The sequence below is a fragment of the Actinomyces haliotis genome (genome assembly GCF_015355765.1).
GTDB lineage: Bacteria > Actinomycetota > Actinomycetes > Actinomycetales > Actinomycetaceae > Actinomyces > Actinomyces haliotis.
Map to the genome: position 1 here is coordinate 158286 of NZ_JACWNA010000002.1, position 16160 is coordinate 174445.

Consider the following 16160-nt stretch of genomic DNA (forward strand, 5'->3'; position numbering starts at 1 on the left):
CGCGCTCACCACGATCCGTGGGAGGATGACGGCCGTGAGCGAGCAGTCCATCACCCCGTCCAGCGCCTCCGTGAGCCAGGAGCTCCTCGACCGCGCGGCCGCGCACGTCGCCGCGGGCGGCCTCCTCGTCCTGCCGACGGACACCGTCTACGGCATCGGGACCATCGCCTCGGACGCCGACGCGGTCTCCCGTCTCCTCGCCGCCAAGGGACGCGGCCGCCAGATGCCGCCGCCCGTCCTCGTCGCCGGTCCCGAGCAGCTCGACGGGGTCGTCGCCGAGGTCCCGGACACGGCCCGTGCCCTCATGGGGGCCTTCTGGCCTGGCGCCCTGACCATCATCCTCGACGCCGCCCCCGACCTCGGCTGGGACCTCGGCGAGACCGGCGGCACGATCGCCGTTCGCATGCCGGACGACCCGACCGCCCTCGCCCTCCTGCGAGCCACCGGCCCCATGGCCGTCACGAGCGCCAACCACACCGGCGAGCCTCCCGCCACCGACGCCACCAGCGGCACCGCGGCCTTCCCCGGACGAGTCACCCCCGCCTCCGAGGCGGCCGACGACGTCGACATCCTCCTGCTCGACGGCGGCCCCACGCCCGGCCCGGTCCCGAGCTCCATCGTGTCCCTCGCCGGGGACAAGGCCCTCGCTCCCGCCCTCGTCCGAGACGGCGTCCTCACGCGGGCCCAGCTCGCCGAGGTCCTTGACCCGGTCCTCGCTGCCGCGGGTGCACCCGTGATCGGGAGCGGCGAGTGAGGGTCTACCTCCTCATCCTCCTCGTGGCCGCCGCGGTCACCTTCGTCGCCGTGCCGATCGTCCGGCACGTCGCGCTCGTCTCCAACGCCCTCACTCCGGTCCGCGCCCGCGACGTCCACACCACGCCGACCCCGCGCCTCGGCGGAGTGGCCATGTTCGCGGGCTTCGCGACCGCCGTCACCGTCGCCTCCCGCGTGCCCTACCTCTCCGGCGTCATCGACTCCTCGGCCTGGGCCGTCGTCCTCGGCGCCGGTCTCGTCTGCCTCCTCGGTGTCGTCGACGACCTGTGGGACCTCGACTGGATGACGAAGCTCGCCGGGCAGGTGCTCGCCGCCGGCGTCATGGCCTGGCAGGGCGTCCAGCTCATCACCTTCCCCGTCGGGGGCCTCACGATCGGCTCCTCGAGGCTCTCCCTCATCTCGACGGTCCTCGTCGTCGTGGTCGTCATGAACGCCGTCAACTTCGTAGACGGGCTCGACGGGCTGGCCGCCGGCATCATCGGGATCGGTGCGACCGCCTTCCTCGCCTACGTCTACGTCCTCACCCGGCAGACCTCGCCGGACTCGTACACGTCCCTCGCCGCGACCGTCGTCGCCGCCCTCATCGGGATCTGCGCCGGCTTCCTGCCCCACAACTTCCACCCGGCGACGATCTTCATGGGCGACTCCGGCTCCATGCAGCTCGGACTCATCTCCGCCGCGGGGACGATCATCGTCACCGGGCAGGTGGATCCGGGCTCCTTCTCCTCCTCGACGGCGATCCCCGTCTTCCTTCCCGTGCTGCTGCCCCTGGCGGTCCTCGTGCTCCCGCTGACGGACATGGTCATGGCGGTGGTCCGTCGCACCCGGGCCGGGCACAGTCCGTTCCACCCGGATCGCATGCACATGCACCACCGGCTCCTCGCGGCCGGGCACTCCCACGAGCGCGCCGTCCTCGTCATGTACACGTGGACCGCCGTCGCCGCCTTCTCGCTCGCCGCCATGGCCTTCTTCCCGATCGGCTGGGTGCTGCTCGCCGCGGCCGTCGGGGTGGCGCTCGCCGTGGCGGTCACGCTCAACGCCATGCCCGGCCTGTTCCGCCGTCGCGCGGCACGGGGCGGCGCCCAGTCCCAGGAGGCACCACGCCCATGAGCGCACCCACCGACCCCGTCGAGGACGGCGAGCGCGACGACGCACCCGGGCTCGCCGGATCCGCCTCCGCGCTCGTCTCCTACTCGGCGCTCTACCGCCGAGCGGCGCGACTCGTCGCCCTCACGGGACTTCTCGTGGCGATCGGCGGTACCGGCCTCGGGGCGCTGCTCGCGGGACACGAGGGGCTGATGGGCGGCCTCCTCGGTGGCGGCACCGTTCTCCTCCTGAGCGCCGTGAGCGTCGGGATCCTCCTCGTGCCCTGGGAGCGGCGTCCACTCCTCGCCGGCGTCGCGCCGCTCGTCTCCTTCGTCAGCAAGCTCGTCGTCGTGGGCGTCGTCGTCCTCGCCTTCGCCCACCGAGGCGGCTTCTCCCACCTGACGACCTTTCTCGTCATCGTCGTCGGGGTGCTCGTCTCGATGCTCGTCGAGGCGGTTGCTCTCGCCTCGCGGCGCGCCCCCGTCGTCGAGCCCGGTGCCCGCCCGGACCACTGAGAGCGTCTGGCGGACGGCCGTGTCGGAGCCGACGGTGCGCACGGTCGGGAGGGGCCGGCGAGCCCTGACGTGAGGCTCGGAACCCGCTGACGGGGACCAACGGCCCCGGCCCGAGGCCGTGCTCAGTGGCCGCCACCGGGTACGACGTGCTATGAGTGGTGTGCGCCACGCGGAGGCGCGCGCACCGACCTCCGCCACGACCGTGAAGTGCGTTAGGGTTCCCTCGTGCCCGCAAGGGTGACCGCCGGCGGCTCGCCCCGGCGACGGCCATTCCCCAAGGCTGTGGATGAACCCCTAGGAGGACCGTTCGGTGTCGATGCTCGTGAGCTCCGCCCTTCCCGCCGTCACGGCAACGGCCTTCAACCCGCCGTCGATCGACGAGTTCTTCCCCGACGCGTTCTGGTTCACCGGGACGCCCTTCGCGATCAACCGCATCCTCTTCGTGAGGATCATCGCGACGCTGGTCCTCGTCCTCATCCTCGCGATCTCCTCGCGCCGCGTCCGTCTGGTGCCCTCGCGGGGCCAGTCGATGATGGAGATGAGCCTCGGCTTCATCCGCACCAACATCGCCGAGGAGATCCTCGGTGGCAACGCACGCAAGTACGTCGGCCTCATCACGACGATCTTCCTCGGCGTGTTCTTCATGAACATCTCCGGCATCATCCCGGGCCTCCAGATCGCTGGCACGTCGATCATCGGCATGCCGCTCATCTACGCCGTGGTCGCCTACGTCGCCTTCATCGTCGCCGGCGTCAAGGAGCAGGGGTGGGGCGGCTACTTCCACTCCTCGCTGTTCCCGGCCGGTGTGCCCAAGGCCCTCTACATCCTGCTGACGCCGATCGAGTTCTTCTCGACCTTCATCATCCGGCCCTTCACGCTGACGATCCGACTCCTCGCCAACATGATCTCCGGCCACCTCCTGCTCGTCCTGTGCTACGTCGGCACGAGCTTCTTCTTCTTCGAGGCCGCGGCCAAGATCAAGGTCCTGGGCGTCCTCACCCTCGGCCTGGGCTTCGCCTTCGTCCTGTTCGAGATCTTCGTGGCGGCGCTCCAGGCGTACATCTTCGCCCTGCTCACCGCCGTCTACATCGACCTGTCCATCTCGGAGCACTGACAGCCGGTCAGCCGTTCCGTCCAGCGGTCGTCGCGTCGCGGCGACCATCACCAAGCGCCAGGGTCCGCGCACGCGGTCCCTGCCCGTTCCACCAGAGGAGACAACATGTCCGGATCACTCATGGCCGTCGGCTACGGTCTCGCCGCCATCGGCCCCGGCATCGGCATCGGCACCATCGTCGGCAAGACGCAGGAGGGCATGGCCCGCCAGCCCGAGATGGCCGGCGCCCTGCGCACGAACATGTTCATCGGTATTGCCTTCGTCGAGGCCCTCGCGCTCATCGGCTTCGCCGCCGGCTTCGTCTTCTGACATGCTCGCCACGATCATCGCCGCGTCGGGGGCCGAGGAGTCCCCGTCGGTCTTGCTGCCAGCGTGGCCGGATCTGATCTGGGGCACCCTGTGCTTCATCATCATCGCCATCGCGGTCGCCAGGACGCTTCCTCGGTTCAACACGACGCTCGACGAGCGCTCGCGCAAGATCCAGGAGGGTCTCGACCTCGCGGACAAGGCGAAGAGCGATCAGAAGCACGCCGAGATCGAGGCCGCGCAGCTCGTCGAGAAGGCTCGCCGTGAGGCCGCCGACATCCGCGCCCAGGCGCAGGCGGAGGCCAAGGCCATCGTCGCAGAGGCACGGACCGAGGCCGCCGGCGAGGCCGGCAAGGCCATGGACGCCGCACAGCGTCAGATCAAGGCGGACAAGCAGGCCGCCCAGATCTCGCTGCGCAGCGAGGTCGGTCTGCTGGCCACCTCGCTCGCGGAGAAGATCGTCGGTGAGCACCTCAGTGACTCCGCCGCCGCGAGCCGCTCGATCGACCGCTTCCTCGACGAGCTCGAGCAGGCACCCTCGGACGCGAGCGCCATCACCTCGAGCGAGGCGATCCGGTGAACACCGGAAGCGCCGCGACCCGAGCTGCCGCCGCCGAGGCCTGGACGCCCGTCCTGCGCTCCGCCGGCGCGGACGGCCGTGTCCTGGGCGGGCAGATCCTCGCCGTCGCCCACGAGATCGCGTCGAAGGGGCTCCGCGGCCCGCTGACCGACCCCGGGCGCACCGCCGAGGACAAGGCCCGGCTCGCCTCCAGGCTGTTCGCGGGCAAGGTGGACGACCGCGTCGTCGCCCTCCTGCAGGCGCTCGTGCGCGGGCGCTGGTCCCGCCCAGTCGACCTCATCTCGGCCCTCCACGACCTCGGCATCGAGGCCGTGCTCGTGGGCTCTCAGGCCGACGAGTCGATCTCGCACGTCGAGCAGGAGGTCCTCGAGGTCTCCCAGGCCCTCGACTCGGACCCGGAGCTGCGCCAGGCGCTCGAGCCCTCGCGGACGACCCGGACCGAGGACCGCGTCCGGCTGGCACAGCGCCTCCTCGCCCCGCACCTGTCCCAGGCCGCCATGGACCTCGTCACCTGGTGCGTGCGTCACGAGGCCGAGGGAGGCGTGCCGCGCAACCTGCGCCGCGTCGCCGAGCTCGCCGCCGGCCTGCAGAACCGCACCATCGCCGACGTCGTCACCGCCGTCCCCATGACCACCGCCCAGGAGACCCGCCTGCGCGAGATCCTCTCGCGGCGCCTCGGCACGGAGGTCGAGCTCAACACCGAGGTCGACCCCGCCGTCGTCGGTGGGGTCAGGGTCTCGGTGCGCGACCTCGTCATCGACTCCACCGTGCGCTCCTCCGTCGCGGAGCTGCGCACCGCCCTCGCGGGCTGAGCCCGCCCCACAGACAACCCGTGCCGACGGCGCCGCCGCCCGGCACCACCCACGAACCGCAAGGAGACGACAGATGGCTGAACTGACCATCAGGCCGGAGGAGATCCGCTCCGCCCTGGATGAGTTCGTCGAGTCCTACAAGCCCTCCGAGGTCGCCGCCGAGGAGGTCGGGCACGTCATCTTCGCCGCGGACGGCATCGCCCACGTCGAGGGCCTGCCCGGCGTCATGGCCAACGAGCTGCTCACCTTCGAGGACGGCACCGCCGGCCTGGCGATGAACCTCGATGAGCGCGAGATCGGCGTCGTCGTGCTCGGCGACTTCACCGGTATCGACGAGGGGCAGACGGTCCGCCGCACCGGCGAGGTCCTCTCCGTCCCCGTCGGCGACGGCTACCTCGGCCGCGTCGTCGACCCGCTCGGTCGGCCCATCGACGGCCTCGGCGAGATCCAGACGGAGGGGCGCCGCGCCCTCGAGCTCCAGGCTCCCGGAGTCATGGCCCGCAAGTCGGTCCACGAGCCGCTGCAGACCGGGCTCAAGGCCATCGACTCCATGATCCCGATCGGCCGCGGCCAGCGCCAGCTCATCATCGGCGACCGCAAGACGGGCAAGACCGCGATCGCGCTGGACACGATCCTCAACCAGAAGGCGGCCTGGGAGTCCGGGGACCCCGACAAGCAGGTCCGTTGCATCTACGTCGCGACCGGCCAGAAGGGCTCCACCATCGCCGCCGTTCGCGGCGCCCTCGAGGAGCGCGGCGCCCTGGAGTACACGACGATCGTCGCCTCCCCGGCCTCCGACCCGGCCGGCTTCAAGTACCTCTCGCCGTACACCGGCTCGGCCATCGGCCAGCACTGGATGTACTCCGGCAAGCACGTCCTCATCGTCTTCGACGACCTCTCGAAGCAGGCTGAGGCCTACCGAGCGGTGTCCCTCCTGCTCCGCCGTCCGCCGGGCCGCGAGGCCTACCCCGGTGACGTCTTCTACCTGCACTCGCGCCTCCTCGAGCGCTGCGCCAAGCTCTCCGACGAGCTCGGCGCCGGCTCGATGACGGGTCTGCCGGTCATCGAGACGAAGGCGAACGACGTGTCCGCCTACATCCCGACGAACGTCATCTCCATCACCGACGGCCAGATCTTCCTCCAGTCGGACCTCTTCAACGCCGACCAGCGCCCCGCCGTCGACGTCGGCGTCTCCGTCTCCCGAGTCGGTGGCGCCGCCCAGGTCAAGGCCATGAAGAAGGTCGCCGGAACGCTCAAGCTGACCCTCGCGCAGTACCGCTCGATGCAGGCCTTCGCGATGTTCGCCTCCGACCTCGACGCCGCCACCCGTCAGCAGCTCACCCGCGGTGAGCGGCTCATGGAGCTCCTCAAGCAGCCGCAGTACACGCCGTACCCGGTCGAGGAGCAGGTCGTCAGCGTCTGGACCGGCACGAACGGCTACCTCGACGACCTCGAGGTCAAGGACGTGCTGCCCTTCGAGCACGCCCTGCTCGACCACCTGCGCCGCAACACCGGCGTCCTCACCACGATCCGCGAGTCCGGCGACCTGTCCGAGGAGACCGAGGCCTCCCTGCGCGACGCCGTCGAGACCTTCCGCAACACCTACATGGCGGGCGACCGTGTGCTGTCCGGCGAGGTCGCCCCCGGCGAGGAGGACGTCCCGGCCGAGCGGACGAGCGAGCAGATCGTCCTCAAGAGGGGCTGACGTGGCAGGCAACCAGCGCGTCTACAAGCAGCGCATCCGGTCGACCCAGACCCTCCAGAAGGTGTTCCGGGCCATGGAGCTCATCGCCTCCTCCCGGATCGGTGCCGCCAGGCGCAACGCGGAGGAGGCCGGGCCCTACGACCACGCCCTCTCCCAGGCGGTGGCCGCCGTCGGCACCTACTCCAACCTCGACCACCCGATCACGCAGGAGCGCACCGACACCAAGCGCGTCGCCGTCCTCGTCGTCACCTCGGACCGCGGCATGGCCGGCGCCTACTCGGCGACGATCCTGCGCGAGTCCGAGCGCCTCATCGACCAGCTCGTCGAGGAGGGCAAGGAGCCCGTCGTCTTCACCTTCGGACGCCGTGCCCACTCGTACTTCACCTTCCGCGGGCGCGACGTCGAGCGCTCCTGGGTGGGGGAGTCGGACCGCCCGACCGACGCGACGATCGACGAGGTCTCCAGCGTCCTGCTGCGCTACTTCCTGGCCCCGGCGACCGACGGCGGCGTCAGCCAGGTGCACGTCGTGTTCACCCGCTACGTCTCCATGGTCAAGCAGGTCCCCGAGGTGCGTCGCATGCTGCCGCTGACCGTCGTGGACCTCGAGGACCGGGACGAGGTGAGCTGGGCCGACGTCTCCAAGGAGGGCGCCAAGGTCCTGGAGCGCCCCGACGCGAGCGGGCTCCAGCCGCTGTACGAGTTCGTGCCGAGCGCGGAGGTCGTCCTGGACGCCCTCCTCACCCGCTACGTACGCAGCCGCATCCGTGACGCCGTCCTCCAGGCCGCCGCCTCGGAGCTCGCCAGCCGTCAGCAGGCCATGCACACGGCCACGGACAACGCCCAGGACCTCATCACCCGTTACACCCGCCTCGCCAACGCGGCGCGACAGGGCGACATCACCCAGGAGATCACGGAGATCGTCTCGGGTGCCGACGCCCTCGGCGCCGAGTGAGCGCACGGCCAACGACCACTGCCAGAAACGGACACGGAAGAACGAACCATGGCTGACACCACCAACCCGACGCCGGGCACCGGCCGCGTCACGCGGATCATCGGCGCCGTCGTCGACGTCGAGTTCCCGCCCGAGGCGCTGCCCGAGATGTACAACGCCCTCAAGGTGACCATCAAGGGCACCGGCGAGGGCGACGAGGACCGCGAGATCACGCTCGAGGTCGCCCAGCACCTGGGCGACAACATCGTGCGCACCATCTCCCTCAAGCCCACCGACGGCCTCGTGCGCGGCACCCAGGTGCGCGACACCGGCGCCCCGATCTCCGTGCCCGTCGGCGACGTCACCAAGGGCCACGTCTTCAACGTCACCGGTGACGTCCTCAACCTCGAGGAGGGCGAGTCCCTCGAGATCACCGAGCGCTGGCCCATCCACCGCCAGCCCCCGGCCTTCGACCAGCTCGAGTCGAAGGAGCAGATGTTCGAGACGGGCGTCAAGGTCATCGACCTGCTCACCCCGTACGTCCAGGGCGGCAAGATCGGTCTCTTCGGCGGCGCCGGCGTCGGCAAGACCGTCCTCATCCAGGAGATGATCCAGCGAGTCGCCCTCAACCACAACGGCGTGTCCGTCTTCGCCGGCGTCGGCGAGCGCACCCGTGAGGGCAACGACCTCATCGTCGAGATGGGCGAGGCCGGCGTCTTCGACAAGACCGCGCTCGTGTTCGGCCAGATGGACGAGCCGCCGGGCACGCGCCTGCGCGTCGCCCTCTCGGCCCTCACCATGGCCGAGTACTTCCGCGACGTGCAGCACCAGGACGTGCTGCTCTTCATCGACAACATCTTCCGCTTCACGCAGGCCGGCTCCGAGGTCTCCACGCTGCTGGGGCGCATGCCCTCCGCCGTGGGTTACCAGCCGAACCTGGCCGACGAGATGGGCCTCCTCCAGGAGCGCATCACCTCCGCCGGCGGGCACTCGATCACCTCCCTCCAGGCGATCTACGTCCCTGCGGACGACTACACCGACCCGGCCCCGGCGACGACCTTCGCGCACCTGGACGCCACCACCGAGCTCTCCCGCGAGGTCGCCTCCCGAGGCATCTACCCCGCGGTCGACCCGCTGGCCTCGTCCTCGCGCCTCCTCGCCCCCCATTACGTCGGTGAGGAGCACTACGAGGTCGCCACGCGCGTGAAGTCCATCCTCCAGAAGAACAAGGAGCTCCAGGACATCATCGCGATCCTCGGTGTCGACGAGCTCTCCGAGGAGGACAAGGTCACCGTCAACCGTGCCCGCCGCATCGAGCAGTTCCTCTCCCAGAACATGTACATGGGCGAGAAGTTCACCGGCGTCCCCGGCTCCACCGTGCCGGTCGCGGAGACCGTCGAGGCCTTCAAGCGCATCGCCGACGGCGACTACGACCACCTGCCCGAGCAGGCCTTCTTCAACTGCGGCGGCATCGAGGACCTGGAGCGCCGGGCCCACGAGCTGTCCAAGGCGTGAGCCCCGTGGCAGGCAACCTCAGCGTCGAGATCGTCTCCCGCTTCGGCGGGACCGCCTGGGAGGGGGAGGCCACGCAGGTCTCCGTCCCCCTGCTCGACGGCGAGATCGGCATCCTGCCCGGGCGTGAGCCCGTCCTCGCCGTCGTCTCCGACGGCGAGGTCCGGCTGACGACGCCCTCCGGCGAGACCGTGACGATCGCCGTCGAGGGGGGCTTCTGCTCGCTCGACCACGACGCCCTCACCGTCGCGGTCGACCTCGCCGGTGACGAGGTCGCCGCGGCCCACGCCTCAGGCGAGATGGTCCAGACGGTGCTCGAGGACGTGACCGAGACCAACTCGGGCGCGATGGAGTGAGGAGCCGGTGATGGTCTGGGACGCGCTGGGCGGCGCCGCCGTCGTTATCCTCGTTCTGGCCGTCGCCCTCCTCATCAGGCTCCGTCGCCTCGCCGGGCGGGTCGGCGCCTTCGAGCTCGCGCTGCGCCGCACGGGCCAGCGCGGCTGGGCGAGCGGCATCGGCGTCTTCGGCGACGACGACATCGAGTGGTACCGGCTCGTCTCTCTCGCCTGGCGGCCGCGGCTGCGCTTCCTCCGCCCGGACATCGAGCTCGGGGAGCTGCGGCACCGGGGCTCCAACGGCCGGATCGTCGACGTCGAGCTCGACTGCGCCGGGAGGCACTACGACCTCGCCATGCTCGAGGACTCGCACTCGGCGCTCGTCGCCTGGCTCGAGTCCGCGGCGCCCCACCAGCCGACGCTCTTCTGAGCCGCCCGCGGTCCGGGCGCCCATAGGGTGCTGGCTGGACCCGACGGCGACGCCCGGTAGGCTGCCCCGGTGCGCGTCGTCATCGCTTCCTGCTCCGTGGACTACTCCGGGCGCCTGGACGCCCACCTGCCCCGGGCCACCCGCCTCATCATGGTCAAGGCGGACGGCTCCGTGCTCGTCCACTCCGACGGCGGCTCCTACAAGCCGCTCAACTGGATGAGCCCGCCGGCCACCATGAAGGAGGTCGAGCCGGACGAGGAGGACCTCGAGGCCGGCGTCGCCTCGAAGTGGGAGGTCCGGGCCCGCAAGAGCGACGACCTCCTCGTCATCCGTCTCTTCGAGGTCCTCTCCGACCAGACGACGGACCTCGGCGTCGACCCGGGCCTCACCAAGGACGGCGTGGAGGCTCACCTCCAGGAGCTCCTGGCGGAGCAGCCCGAGGTCCTCGGCGAGGGCTACCGCCTCGTGCGCCGCGAGTACCCCACGCCCGTCGGCCCCGTCGACCTCATGGTCAAGGACCCGTCCGGCGGCAGCGTCGCCGTCGAGGTCAAGCGCGTCGGCGGCATCGACGGCGTCGAGCAGCTGACCCGGTACGTCCGGCTCCTCGACCGCGACCCGCTCCTCGCGCCCGTGCGAGGCGTCTTCGCGGCCCAGACCATCAAGCCGCAGGCCCGCGTGCTCGCCGAGGACCGAGGCTTCCGCTGCGTCGTCCTCGACTACGACGCCATGCGGGGCATGGACGACCCGACGACCCGCCTGTTCTGAGCGCGCCCGTCTGGCAGCACCGCGCCTGGCGCCACTCAGCCGCGCCGGGGCCAGCCCGACAACAGTCCCACCGTCACAAGGAGCACCGCCGTGCCCTCCACCGTCCTCGAGACCGCGCGCGCCGCGGCCGCGGCCCCGCCCGTCCACGAGCCACGCGAGCTGTCCTACCTGCGAATCGTCGCCCAGGGCCTCGTGCCCGCCACGGCCGCCGCGACCCCCGTTGAGGCCGTCCGGCGGCAGCTCGCGATCCAGGGCCAGCAGGTCTCGGCCATCCCGCACGCGATCCTCGCCCGGACCCCTCGCAGCGTCACCCGCGCGGACGTGGACGCCGCCTTCGAGGAGTCCGCGCTCGTGCGCTCCTGGCCCATGCGGGGCACGGTCCACGTCACCACCGCCGAGGACCACCACTGGATGCGCGAGGCGCTCGTCCACCGGCTCTCCGGCTGGATGAAGGTCGACGAGGAGCGATTCGGCCACGGCTCCGCCGGGCTCGCCCGCGCCGCCGCCGCCGCGCGAGCCGCCCTGACCGCTGCCGCGGGTGAGGGGCGCCCCGGGCTCACCCGCGCGGAGCTCTTCGAGGTCTGGGAGGCCGACGGGATCCTTCCCGAGCTCATCGCCTCCGGTATGCCCGAGACCTACGCCAAGCGCCACCTCGTCGTTGCCCTGCACGCCACCGGCCACCTCGTTCAGGGGCCGCGGCGCGGCAACGAGCACCTCATCGTCTCCGCCGAGGAGCTCCCGCCCGCCAGCAGCGGGCCCGGCGGGGCCGCCGGGACTGCCCACGGCACCGAGGGGCACCGCGCCGCCGTCGCCGAGATCGCCCGTCGCTACGCCACGAGCCACGGGCCGATCAGTGCCGCGGACCTCTCGCGCTGGACGACCCTGCCGGCCACGGAGTGCCGCCGGGCGCTCGAGGACGCCGTCGAGCTCACGAACGCCGCGGACTACGCCGTCGACGCCGAGCACTCTCACGCGCCGCTCACGCGCTACCGGGCCGAGGGCGGCCTGCGCGGCACCGTCACCGTGCTCGGTGCGGGTACCGAGGCCGCACCGCGCGGCCGCGCGGGGACCGACGTGCTCTACGGGCGCGCCGACCTTCCGGACCTGCTGGAGTCGTCGCGGCGCGCCGCGGAGTCCACGCTCTACCTCGGCGCGTTCGACGAGCTCCACGTCGGCTACAAGGACCGCCTGTCGCTCACTGACGCGGCCGGGGAGCTCCTCATCTGCCCGTCGATGAACGGGATGTTCCGGCCCCTCCTCGTCGACCACGGGCGCGTCGTCGCCGTCCGCCCCGCCCGGTCGGAGCCTCTCTGGGCGGCTGACGCCCGGGTGTCCTCGCGACTCGAGAAGGACGTCGAGCGTGCGGTCAGCCGGATGGAGCGGCGGCTCGCCCGCTGAGCTCGCGCCGCCCCCTCGGTCCAAACTGTGGGCTGCGTGGCAAATCGTGGGGACGACGGCCCCTCGGTCTGCCGACGGGCCCACAGCTTGCGGATTGGAGAGCGGCTGTCTGAGCGGACATGCACGTTACGCGTTCAGAGCGCGTGCCTATGCTCGCGCCCATGAGCACCGCCGCCCTCACCGGTCGAGTCGTCACCCCCGTCGAGGTCATCGAGGAGGGCGCGGTCGTCGTCACCGGCGAGCACATCGCCTGGGTCGGGGACGCCCGCGACGCCGACCGCGCCGGCTTCGGGAACGCCGTCGGCGCTGCCACGCCCGCCCCCGAGGGCGGCTACCTCCTCCCCGGTCTCGTCGACGTCCACTGCCACGGCGGCGGCGGCGAGTCCTTCCCCAACGCGGAGACCCCCGAGCAGGCCATGACCGCCGTCCTCGAGCACCGGCGTCACGGCACGACGAGCCTCGTCGCCTCCTGCGTCACCGCGTCGCCGGAAGTGCTGCGCGAGCGCACCCGCACCCTCGCGGCCCTGGCCGAGGCGGGCGAGCTCGCCGCCATCCACTTCGAGGGCCCCTTCATCTCCGTGGAGCGCTGCGGGGCCCAGGACCCCGGCTGCATCACGGACCCGGACGCCGACCTGGTCCGCGAGCTCCTCGAGCTCGGCGGAGGCCATGTCGCCACGATGACCATCGCCCCGGAGAAGCCCGGCACCACGGGAGACGACGGCGTCATCGCCGCCCTCATCGAGGGCGGTGCCCTGCCGAGCCTCGGCCACACCGACTCCGAGGCCGCCCCCGTGCGCGCCGCCCTCGCCGACGCCTCGGCCCGCCTCGACGACCAGCGCGACGCGGGGGAGCCCGTCCGCTGCGACGTCCCCACGGCGACCCACCTCTTCAACGGCATGCGGCCCATGCACCACCGCACTCCCGGTCCCGTCCCGGAGCTCCTCGCCGCCGCCGCCAAGGGCCGCTGCGTCGTCGAGATGATCGGCGACGGCGTCCACCTCAGCCCCGCGCTCGTCCTCGACGTGTTCGAGATGCTCGGCCGCGAGAGCATCGTGCTCGTCACCGACGCCATGGCGGCCGCCGGCATGCCGGACGGCTCCTACGTCCTGGGATCCCGGCCCGTCACCGTCTCCGGCGGGGTCGCGCGCCTGGCAGACGATTCCGGGGCCGGCGCGATCGCAGGCGGCACCGCGCACCTCATCGACGTCGTCCGCACGACGTGGCGCGGCGGGGTCGACCTCGTCGACGCCGTGTACTGCGCCTCGGTCCAGGGCTCCCGCGTCATCGGGGCCCCCTCCGTCGGGGCGCTCGAGGCCGGCCTGCGCGCCGACGTCGTCGTCACCGACGACGACCTGCGACCGATGACCGTGCTGCGTCGCGGACGCCTCGTGGCCGTCTGAGGCCGCTACCCTGTCGGCCGTGAGCACTGAGCGAGTCCCCAGCACCGACGGCCACGACACCTCCACCCTCGCCGTCCTCTGGGACATGGACGGCACCCTCATCGAGTCCCAGCCCCTGTGGGACGCCGCCTTCACGCGTCTGTGCGAGGAGCGCGGCGGCACCGTGACCCGTGCCGTCCTCGCCTCGCTGGCCGGCGCCTCCGAGCCCGGGACCCGGGCGCTCATCGCGGCCACGGGAGCCGCGGCCTCCGCGGAGGACCCCGTCGCCTACGAGGTCACCGACGCGATGAACGTCGAGGTCGGGGACCTCGTCGTCTCCCAGCCGCCGCTCGTCGACGGCTCCCAGGAGATCACTGCCGAGCTGGCGAGCCGCGGCGTCATCCAGGCGATCGTCTCCGCCTCCCGCCGCCGTCTCGTCGAGGCGGTGGCCGGGGCCCTGGGTGACGCGATCACCGTCCTCGTCACCGGGGAGGACGGTCTGGCGCCCAAGCCGAGCCATGAGCCGTACTCCACCGCCGTCGAGCGCGTCGGCGTCCCGGTGCGCCGCTGCGTCGTGGTCGAGGACTCAGCGACGGGGCTCGCCTCCGCCCGCGCCGCCGGCCTCGCCACGATCCAGATCGGGAACGCGCCGCTCCTGCCCCACGACGGCAGCGTCCGCCTGGTCCGGTCCCTGCGGGACGTCACCCCGTCACTCCTCGGCGTCGACTGAGCGACTACCTGCCCCGACGATGAGCGGGCCGGCGCCCTGCGACGGGTGCCGGTCCGCTCGACGTCGTGAGGCGGCGCCTCAGCCCGGGAGTCCGAGGAGCCGGCGGGCGGAGACGGCGGCGCCGGCGTGCTGGGCTGCGTCGTCGATGACGGACGACAGCCGGACCCCGAGGGTCACTGGCTGGTTCTGCCACTCGTCGACGGCCTCGTCGAGGTCCGCCTCGGTGAGCCCCTCGACGTACTCGCGGACGAGGGCGTAGGCGGCGTCGAGGTAGTCATCGAGGAGCGTCGTGTCCGTGACCGTCACCTGCGCGCTCTCGGCGGGCGTGTGGTGCCAGTCCTCGGTGTCCGTGGGCAGGGGCAGGGCGAAGCGGCCCACGAAGTCGGCGGCCGTCCACAGCGGCTCGGAGCCGCTGAGGGCCGAGACCTGGAGGTCGATCTCGCGGGCGGTGTGCCACGCGAGCCAGGCGAGGGAGTCGATGCGCGGAGCGAGCTCGTCGACGGGGCGTGCGCTCGCCTGCTCGGCGCTGACACCGTCGAGGGCGCGGGCGAGGCGCTCGCGGGAGCGGTCGAGCGAGGCGAGGAGAAGGACGTGCCAGCCCGTTGGGCCGGTTCCCGCGCGGCGGGAGGTATCAGTGCCAGTGGTGTCGGACATGCTCGCACTCTAGGTGTTGGTGGCAGGTAGGTTGGTGACACCGGTCGGGTTGACGTGAAGGGGAGGACCCCCGTTGTGTGTGGCTTGTCGACGCTCACACGTACAAACGGAGGTCCCCCCATGGCTCACTCTAAGGCCCGGCTGAATGTCAACGGTCGGCGGCTGCTGGTTGAACGGGTCCGCACCCAGGGCTGGCCGGTGGCGCACGCCGCCAAGGCGATGGGCTTGTCCCGCCAGTGCGCTCACCACTGGCTCAAGCGCTACGACGAGCTGGGGGACGCGGGCCTGTACGACAGGTCGAGCCGGCCGCACACGATGCCCAGGCGCACGAGCGCCGCCACCGAGCAGCGTGTGCTGGCGCACCGCCGGCAGCACCGGCAGGGGCCGGCCTCGATCAGCGCCGCGACAGGGGTCCCGGTGCGTACGGTCACCGCGATCCTGCGCCGTCACGACATGCCCCCTTTGGCGTGCCTGGATCCCATCACCGGGGAGGTGATCCGCTCCAGCCAGGCCACGACGCTCCGCTACGAGCGCGAGCGGCCAGGCGAGCTGGTCCATGTTGACGTCAAGAAGCTCGGCAAGATCCCCGACGGGGGCGGGTGGCGCGTGCTGGGACGGGCCGCGACCCAGGCCGACAAGTGCCGGCGGGGCCGGATCGGCTACGACTACGTCCACTCGATGGTCGATGACCACTGCCGACTGGCCTACAGCGAGATCCATGACGACGAGAAGGCCGACACCTGCGCCGGGTTCGTGCTGCGGGCCGCGAAGTACTTCGCGGATCACGGCATCGAGCACATCGAGCGGGTCATCACCGACAACGCCTTCGTCTACCGCCACTCGGGCGCCTTCGCTGCCGCCGTCGCCCAGGTTGGTGCCAGGCAGAAGTTCATCAAGCCGCACTGCCCGTGGCAGAACGGCAAGGTCGAGCGGTTCAACCGCACCCTGGCCACCGAGTGGGCCTACCGCAGGGCGTTCACCTCGAACCAGGAACGCCGCGACGCCCTTGCCCCCTGGCTCGAGTTCTACAACACTGCACGAGGCCACAGCGCACTGGGCGGCAACCCCCCAACCGCCCGACTGTCATGAACCTGTCTGCCACCAACATCTAGGCTGCCGGTCCGGCTCCGGGCG

Annotated in this window: 18 protein-coding genes; 17 read left to right on the forward strand and 1 reads right to left on the reverse strand. The window is 71.7% G+C overall.

The window, feature by feature from the left end; translation table 11 throughout:
* The first annotated feature begins 25 nt into the window (after positions 1 to 25).
* The 16 genes from IXW69_RS02115 (at position 26) to IXW69_RS02190 (ending at position 14372) form a co-directional block, all read left to right on the forward strand.
* A complete protein-coding gene (locus IXW69_RS02115) occupies positions 26 to 754 on the forward strand; it encodes an L-threonylcarbamoyladenylate synthase (protein WP_194784734.1) in 729 nt (242 codons plus the stop codon).
* Positions 751 to 1884 (forward strand): MraY family glycosyltransferase, encoded by a 1134-nt coding sequence (locus tag IXW69_RS02120; RefSeq protein WP_194784735.1) that lies wholly within the window; start codon positions 751 to 753, stop codon positions 1882 to 1884. Before IXW69_RS02115 ends, IXW69_RS02120 begins: the two co-directional genes overlap by 4 nt.
* The gene (locus IXW69_RS02125; protein WP_194784736.1) at positions 1881 to 2375 is read left to right on the forward strand and encodes a hypothetical protein; all 495 of its coding nucleotides are present in this window, start codon (positions 1881 to 1883) and stop codon (positions 2373 to 2375) included. The genes IXW69_RS02120 and IXW69_RS02125 overlap by 4 nt, the downstream gene beginning before the upstream one ends.
* A gap of 316 nt (positions 2376 to 2691) precedes the next feature.
* Positions 2692 to 3489: a F0F1 ATP synthase subunit A gene (atpB, locus tag IXW69_RS02130; RefSeq protein ID WP_194784799.1), complete on the forward strand. Its 798-nt coding sequence runs from the start codon at positions 2692 to 2694 to the stop codon at positions 3487 to 3489.
* A gap of 105 nt (positions 3490 to 3594) precedes the next feature.
* Positions 3595 to 3798 (forward strand): ATP synthase F0 subunit C, encoded by a 204-nt coding sequence (locus IXW69_RS02135; RefSeq protein WP_194784737.1) that lies wholly within the window; start codon positions 3595 to 3597, stop codon positions 3796 to 3798.
* Between the two features lies 1 nt (position 3799).
* The gene (gene atpF / locus IXW69_RS02140) at positions 3800 to 4375 is read left to right on the forward strand and encodes a F0F1 ATP synthase subunit B (RefSeq protein ID WP_194784738.1); all 576 of its coding nucleotides are present in this window, start codon (positions 3800 to 3802) and stop codon (positions 4373 to 4375) included.
* Positions 4372 to 5187, forward strand: coding sequence for a F0F1 ATP synthase subunit delta (locus IXW69_RS02145; RefSeq protein WP_194784739.1), 816 nt, complete (start codon positions 4372 to 4374; stop codon positions 5185 to 5187). The genes atpF and IXW69_RS02145 overlap by 4 nt, the downstream gene beginning before the upstream one ends.
* A gap of 73 nt (positions 5188 to 5260) precedes the next feature.
* Positions 5261 to 6892, forward strand: coding sequence for a F0F1 ATP synthase subunit alpha (atpA, locus tag IXW69_RS02150; protein ID WP_194784740.1), 1632 nt, complete (start codon positions 5261 to 5263; stop codon positions 6890 to 6892).
* A 1-nt stretch (position 6893) separates the two neighbouring features.
* The gene (locus IXW69_RS02155; RefSeq protein WP_194784741.1) at positions 6894 to 7844 is read left to right on the forward strand and encodes a F0F1 ATP synthase subunit gamma; all 951 of its coding nucleotides are present in this window, start codon (positions 6894 to 6896) and stop codon (positions 7842 to 7844) included.
* Positions 7845 to 7892: 48 nt separating this feature from the next.
* On the forward strand, positions 7893 to 9338 hold the full coding sequence (atpD, locus tag IXW69_RS02160) for a F0F1 ATP synthase subunit beta (RefSeq protein ID WP_194784742.1): 1446 nt from the start codon (positions 7893 to 7895) through the stop codon (positions 9336 to 9338).
* A gap of 5 nt (positions 9339 to 9343) precedes the next feature.
* On the forward strand, positions 9344 to 9691 hold the full coding sequence (locus tag IXW69_RS02165) for a F0F1 ATP synthase subunit epsilon (RefSeq protein ID WP_194784743.1): 348 nt from the start codon (positions 9344 to 9346) through the stop codon (positions 9689 to 9691).
* 10 nt (positions 9692 to 9701) lie between these two features.
* Complete coding sequence (locus IXW69_RS02170; protein WP_194784744.1) at positions 9702 to 10100, forward strand: DUF2550 family protein; 399 nt, start codon at positions 9702 to 9704, stop codon at positions 10098 to 10100.
* A 69-nt stretch (positions 10101 to 10169) separates the two neighbouring features.
* Positions 10170 to 10865: an endonuclease NucS gene (gene nucS / locus IXW69_RS02175; protein ID WP_194784745.1), complete on the forward strand. Its 696-nt coding sequence runs from the start codon at positions 10170 to 10172 to the stop codon at positions 10863 to 10865.
* Positions 10866 to 10955: 90 nt separating this feature from the next.
* Positions 10956 to 12263 carry a DNA glycosylase AlkZ-like family protein gene (locus tag IXW69_RS02180; RefSeq protein WP_323745120.1) on the forward strand — a complete coding sequence of 436 codons (1308 nt, stop codon included), beginning with the start codon at positions 10956 to 10958 and terminating at the stop codon, positions 12261 to 12263.
* 161 nt (positions 12264 to 12424) lie between these two features.
* Positions 12425 to 13663 carry an N-acetylglucosamine-6-phosphate deacetylase gene (locus IXW69_RS02185; protein WP_194784746.1) on the forward strand — a complete coding sequence of 413 codons (1239 nt, stop codon included), beginning with the start codon at positions 12425 to 12427 and terminating at the stop codon, positions 13661 to 13663.
* 19 nt (positions 13664 to 13682) lie between these two features.
* Positions 13683 to 14372 (forward strand): HAD family hydrolase, encoded by a 690-nt coding sequence (locus IXW69_RS02190; RefSeq protein WP_323745121.1) that lies wholly within the window; start codon positions 13683 to 13685, stop codon positions 14370 to 14372.
* 78 nt (positions 14373 to 14450) lie between these two features.
* On the opposite strand, the gene IXW69_RS02195 is transcribed toward IXW69_RS02190, so the two are convergent.
* The gene (locus IXW69_RS02195) at positions 14451 to 15026 is read right to left on the reverse strand and encodes a mycothiol transferase (RefSeq protein WP_194784747.1); all 576 of its coding nucleotides are present in this window, start codon (positions 15024 to 15026) and stop codon (positions 14451 to 14453) included.
* Between the two features lie 120 nt (positions 15027 to 15146).
* On the opposite strand from IXW69_RS02195, the gene IXW69_RS02200 reads away from it, so the two are divergent.
* Positions 15147 to 16115: an IS481 family transposase gene (locus tag IXW69_RS02200; RefSeq protein ID WP_194784748.1), complete on the forward strand. Its 969-nt coding sequence runs from the start codon at positions 15147 to 15149 to the stop codon at positions 16113 to 16115.
* Positions 16116 to 16160: the final 45 nt, after the last annotated feature.

What these genes read in the sequence shown, in the direction of transcription:
- atpF (WP_194784738.1), top strand. Translation starts at nt 3,800, where the DNA reads ATGCTCGCCACGATCATCGCCGCGTCGGGGGCCGAGGAGTCCCCGTCG.
- IXW69_RS02125 (WP_194784736.1), top strand. Translation starts at nt 1,881, where the DNA reads ATGAGCGCACCCACCGACCCCGTCGAGGACGGCGAGCGCGACGACGCA.
- atpD (WP_194784742.1), top strand. Translation starts at nt 7,893, where the DNA reads ATGGCTGACACCACCAACCCGACGCCGGGCACCGGCCGCGTCACGCGG.
- IXW69_RS02185 (WP_194784746.1), top strand. Translation starts at nt 12,425, where the DNA reads ATGAGCACCGCCGCCCTCACCGGTCGAGTCGTCACCCCCGTCGAGGTC.
- IXW69_RS02200 (WP_194784748.1), top strand. Translation starts at nt 15,147, where the DNA reads ATGGCTCACTCTAAGGCCCGGCTGAATGTCAACGGTCGGCGGCTGCTG.
- IXW69_RS02170 (WP_194784744.1), top strand. Translation starts at nt 9,702, where the DNA reads ATGGTCTGGGACGCGCTGGGCGGCGCCGCCGTCGTTATCCTCGTTCTG.
- IXW69_RS02135 (WP_194784737.1), top strand. Translation starts at nt 3,595, where the DNA reads ATGTCCGGATCACTCATGGCCGTCGGCTACGGTCTCGCCGCCATCGGC.
- atpB (WP_194784799.1), top strand. Translation starts at nt 2,692, where the DNA reads ATGCTCGTGAGCTCCGCCCTTCCCGCCGTCACGGCAACGGCCTTCAAC.
- IXW69_RS02195 (WP_194784747.1), bottom strand. Translation starts at nt 15,026, where the DNA reads ATGTCCGACACCACTGGCACTGATACCTCCCGCCGCGCGGGAACCGGC.
- IXW69_RS02115 (WP_194784734.1), top strand. Translation starts at nt 26, where the DNA reads ATGACGGCCGTGAGCGAGCAGTCCATCACCCCGTCCAGCGCCTCCGTG.
- atpA (WP_194784740.1), top strand. Translation starts at nt 5,261, where the DNA reads ATGGCTGAACTGACCATCAGGCCGGAGGAGATCCGCTCCGCCCTGGAT.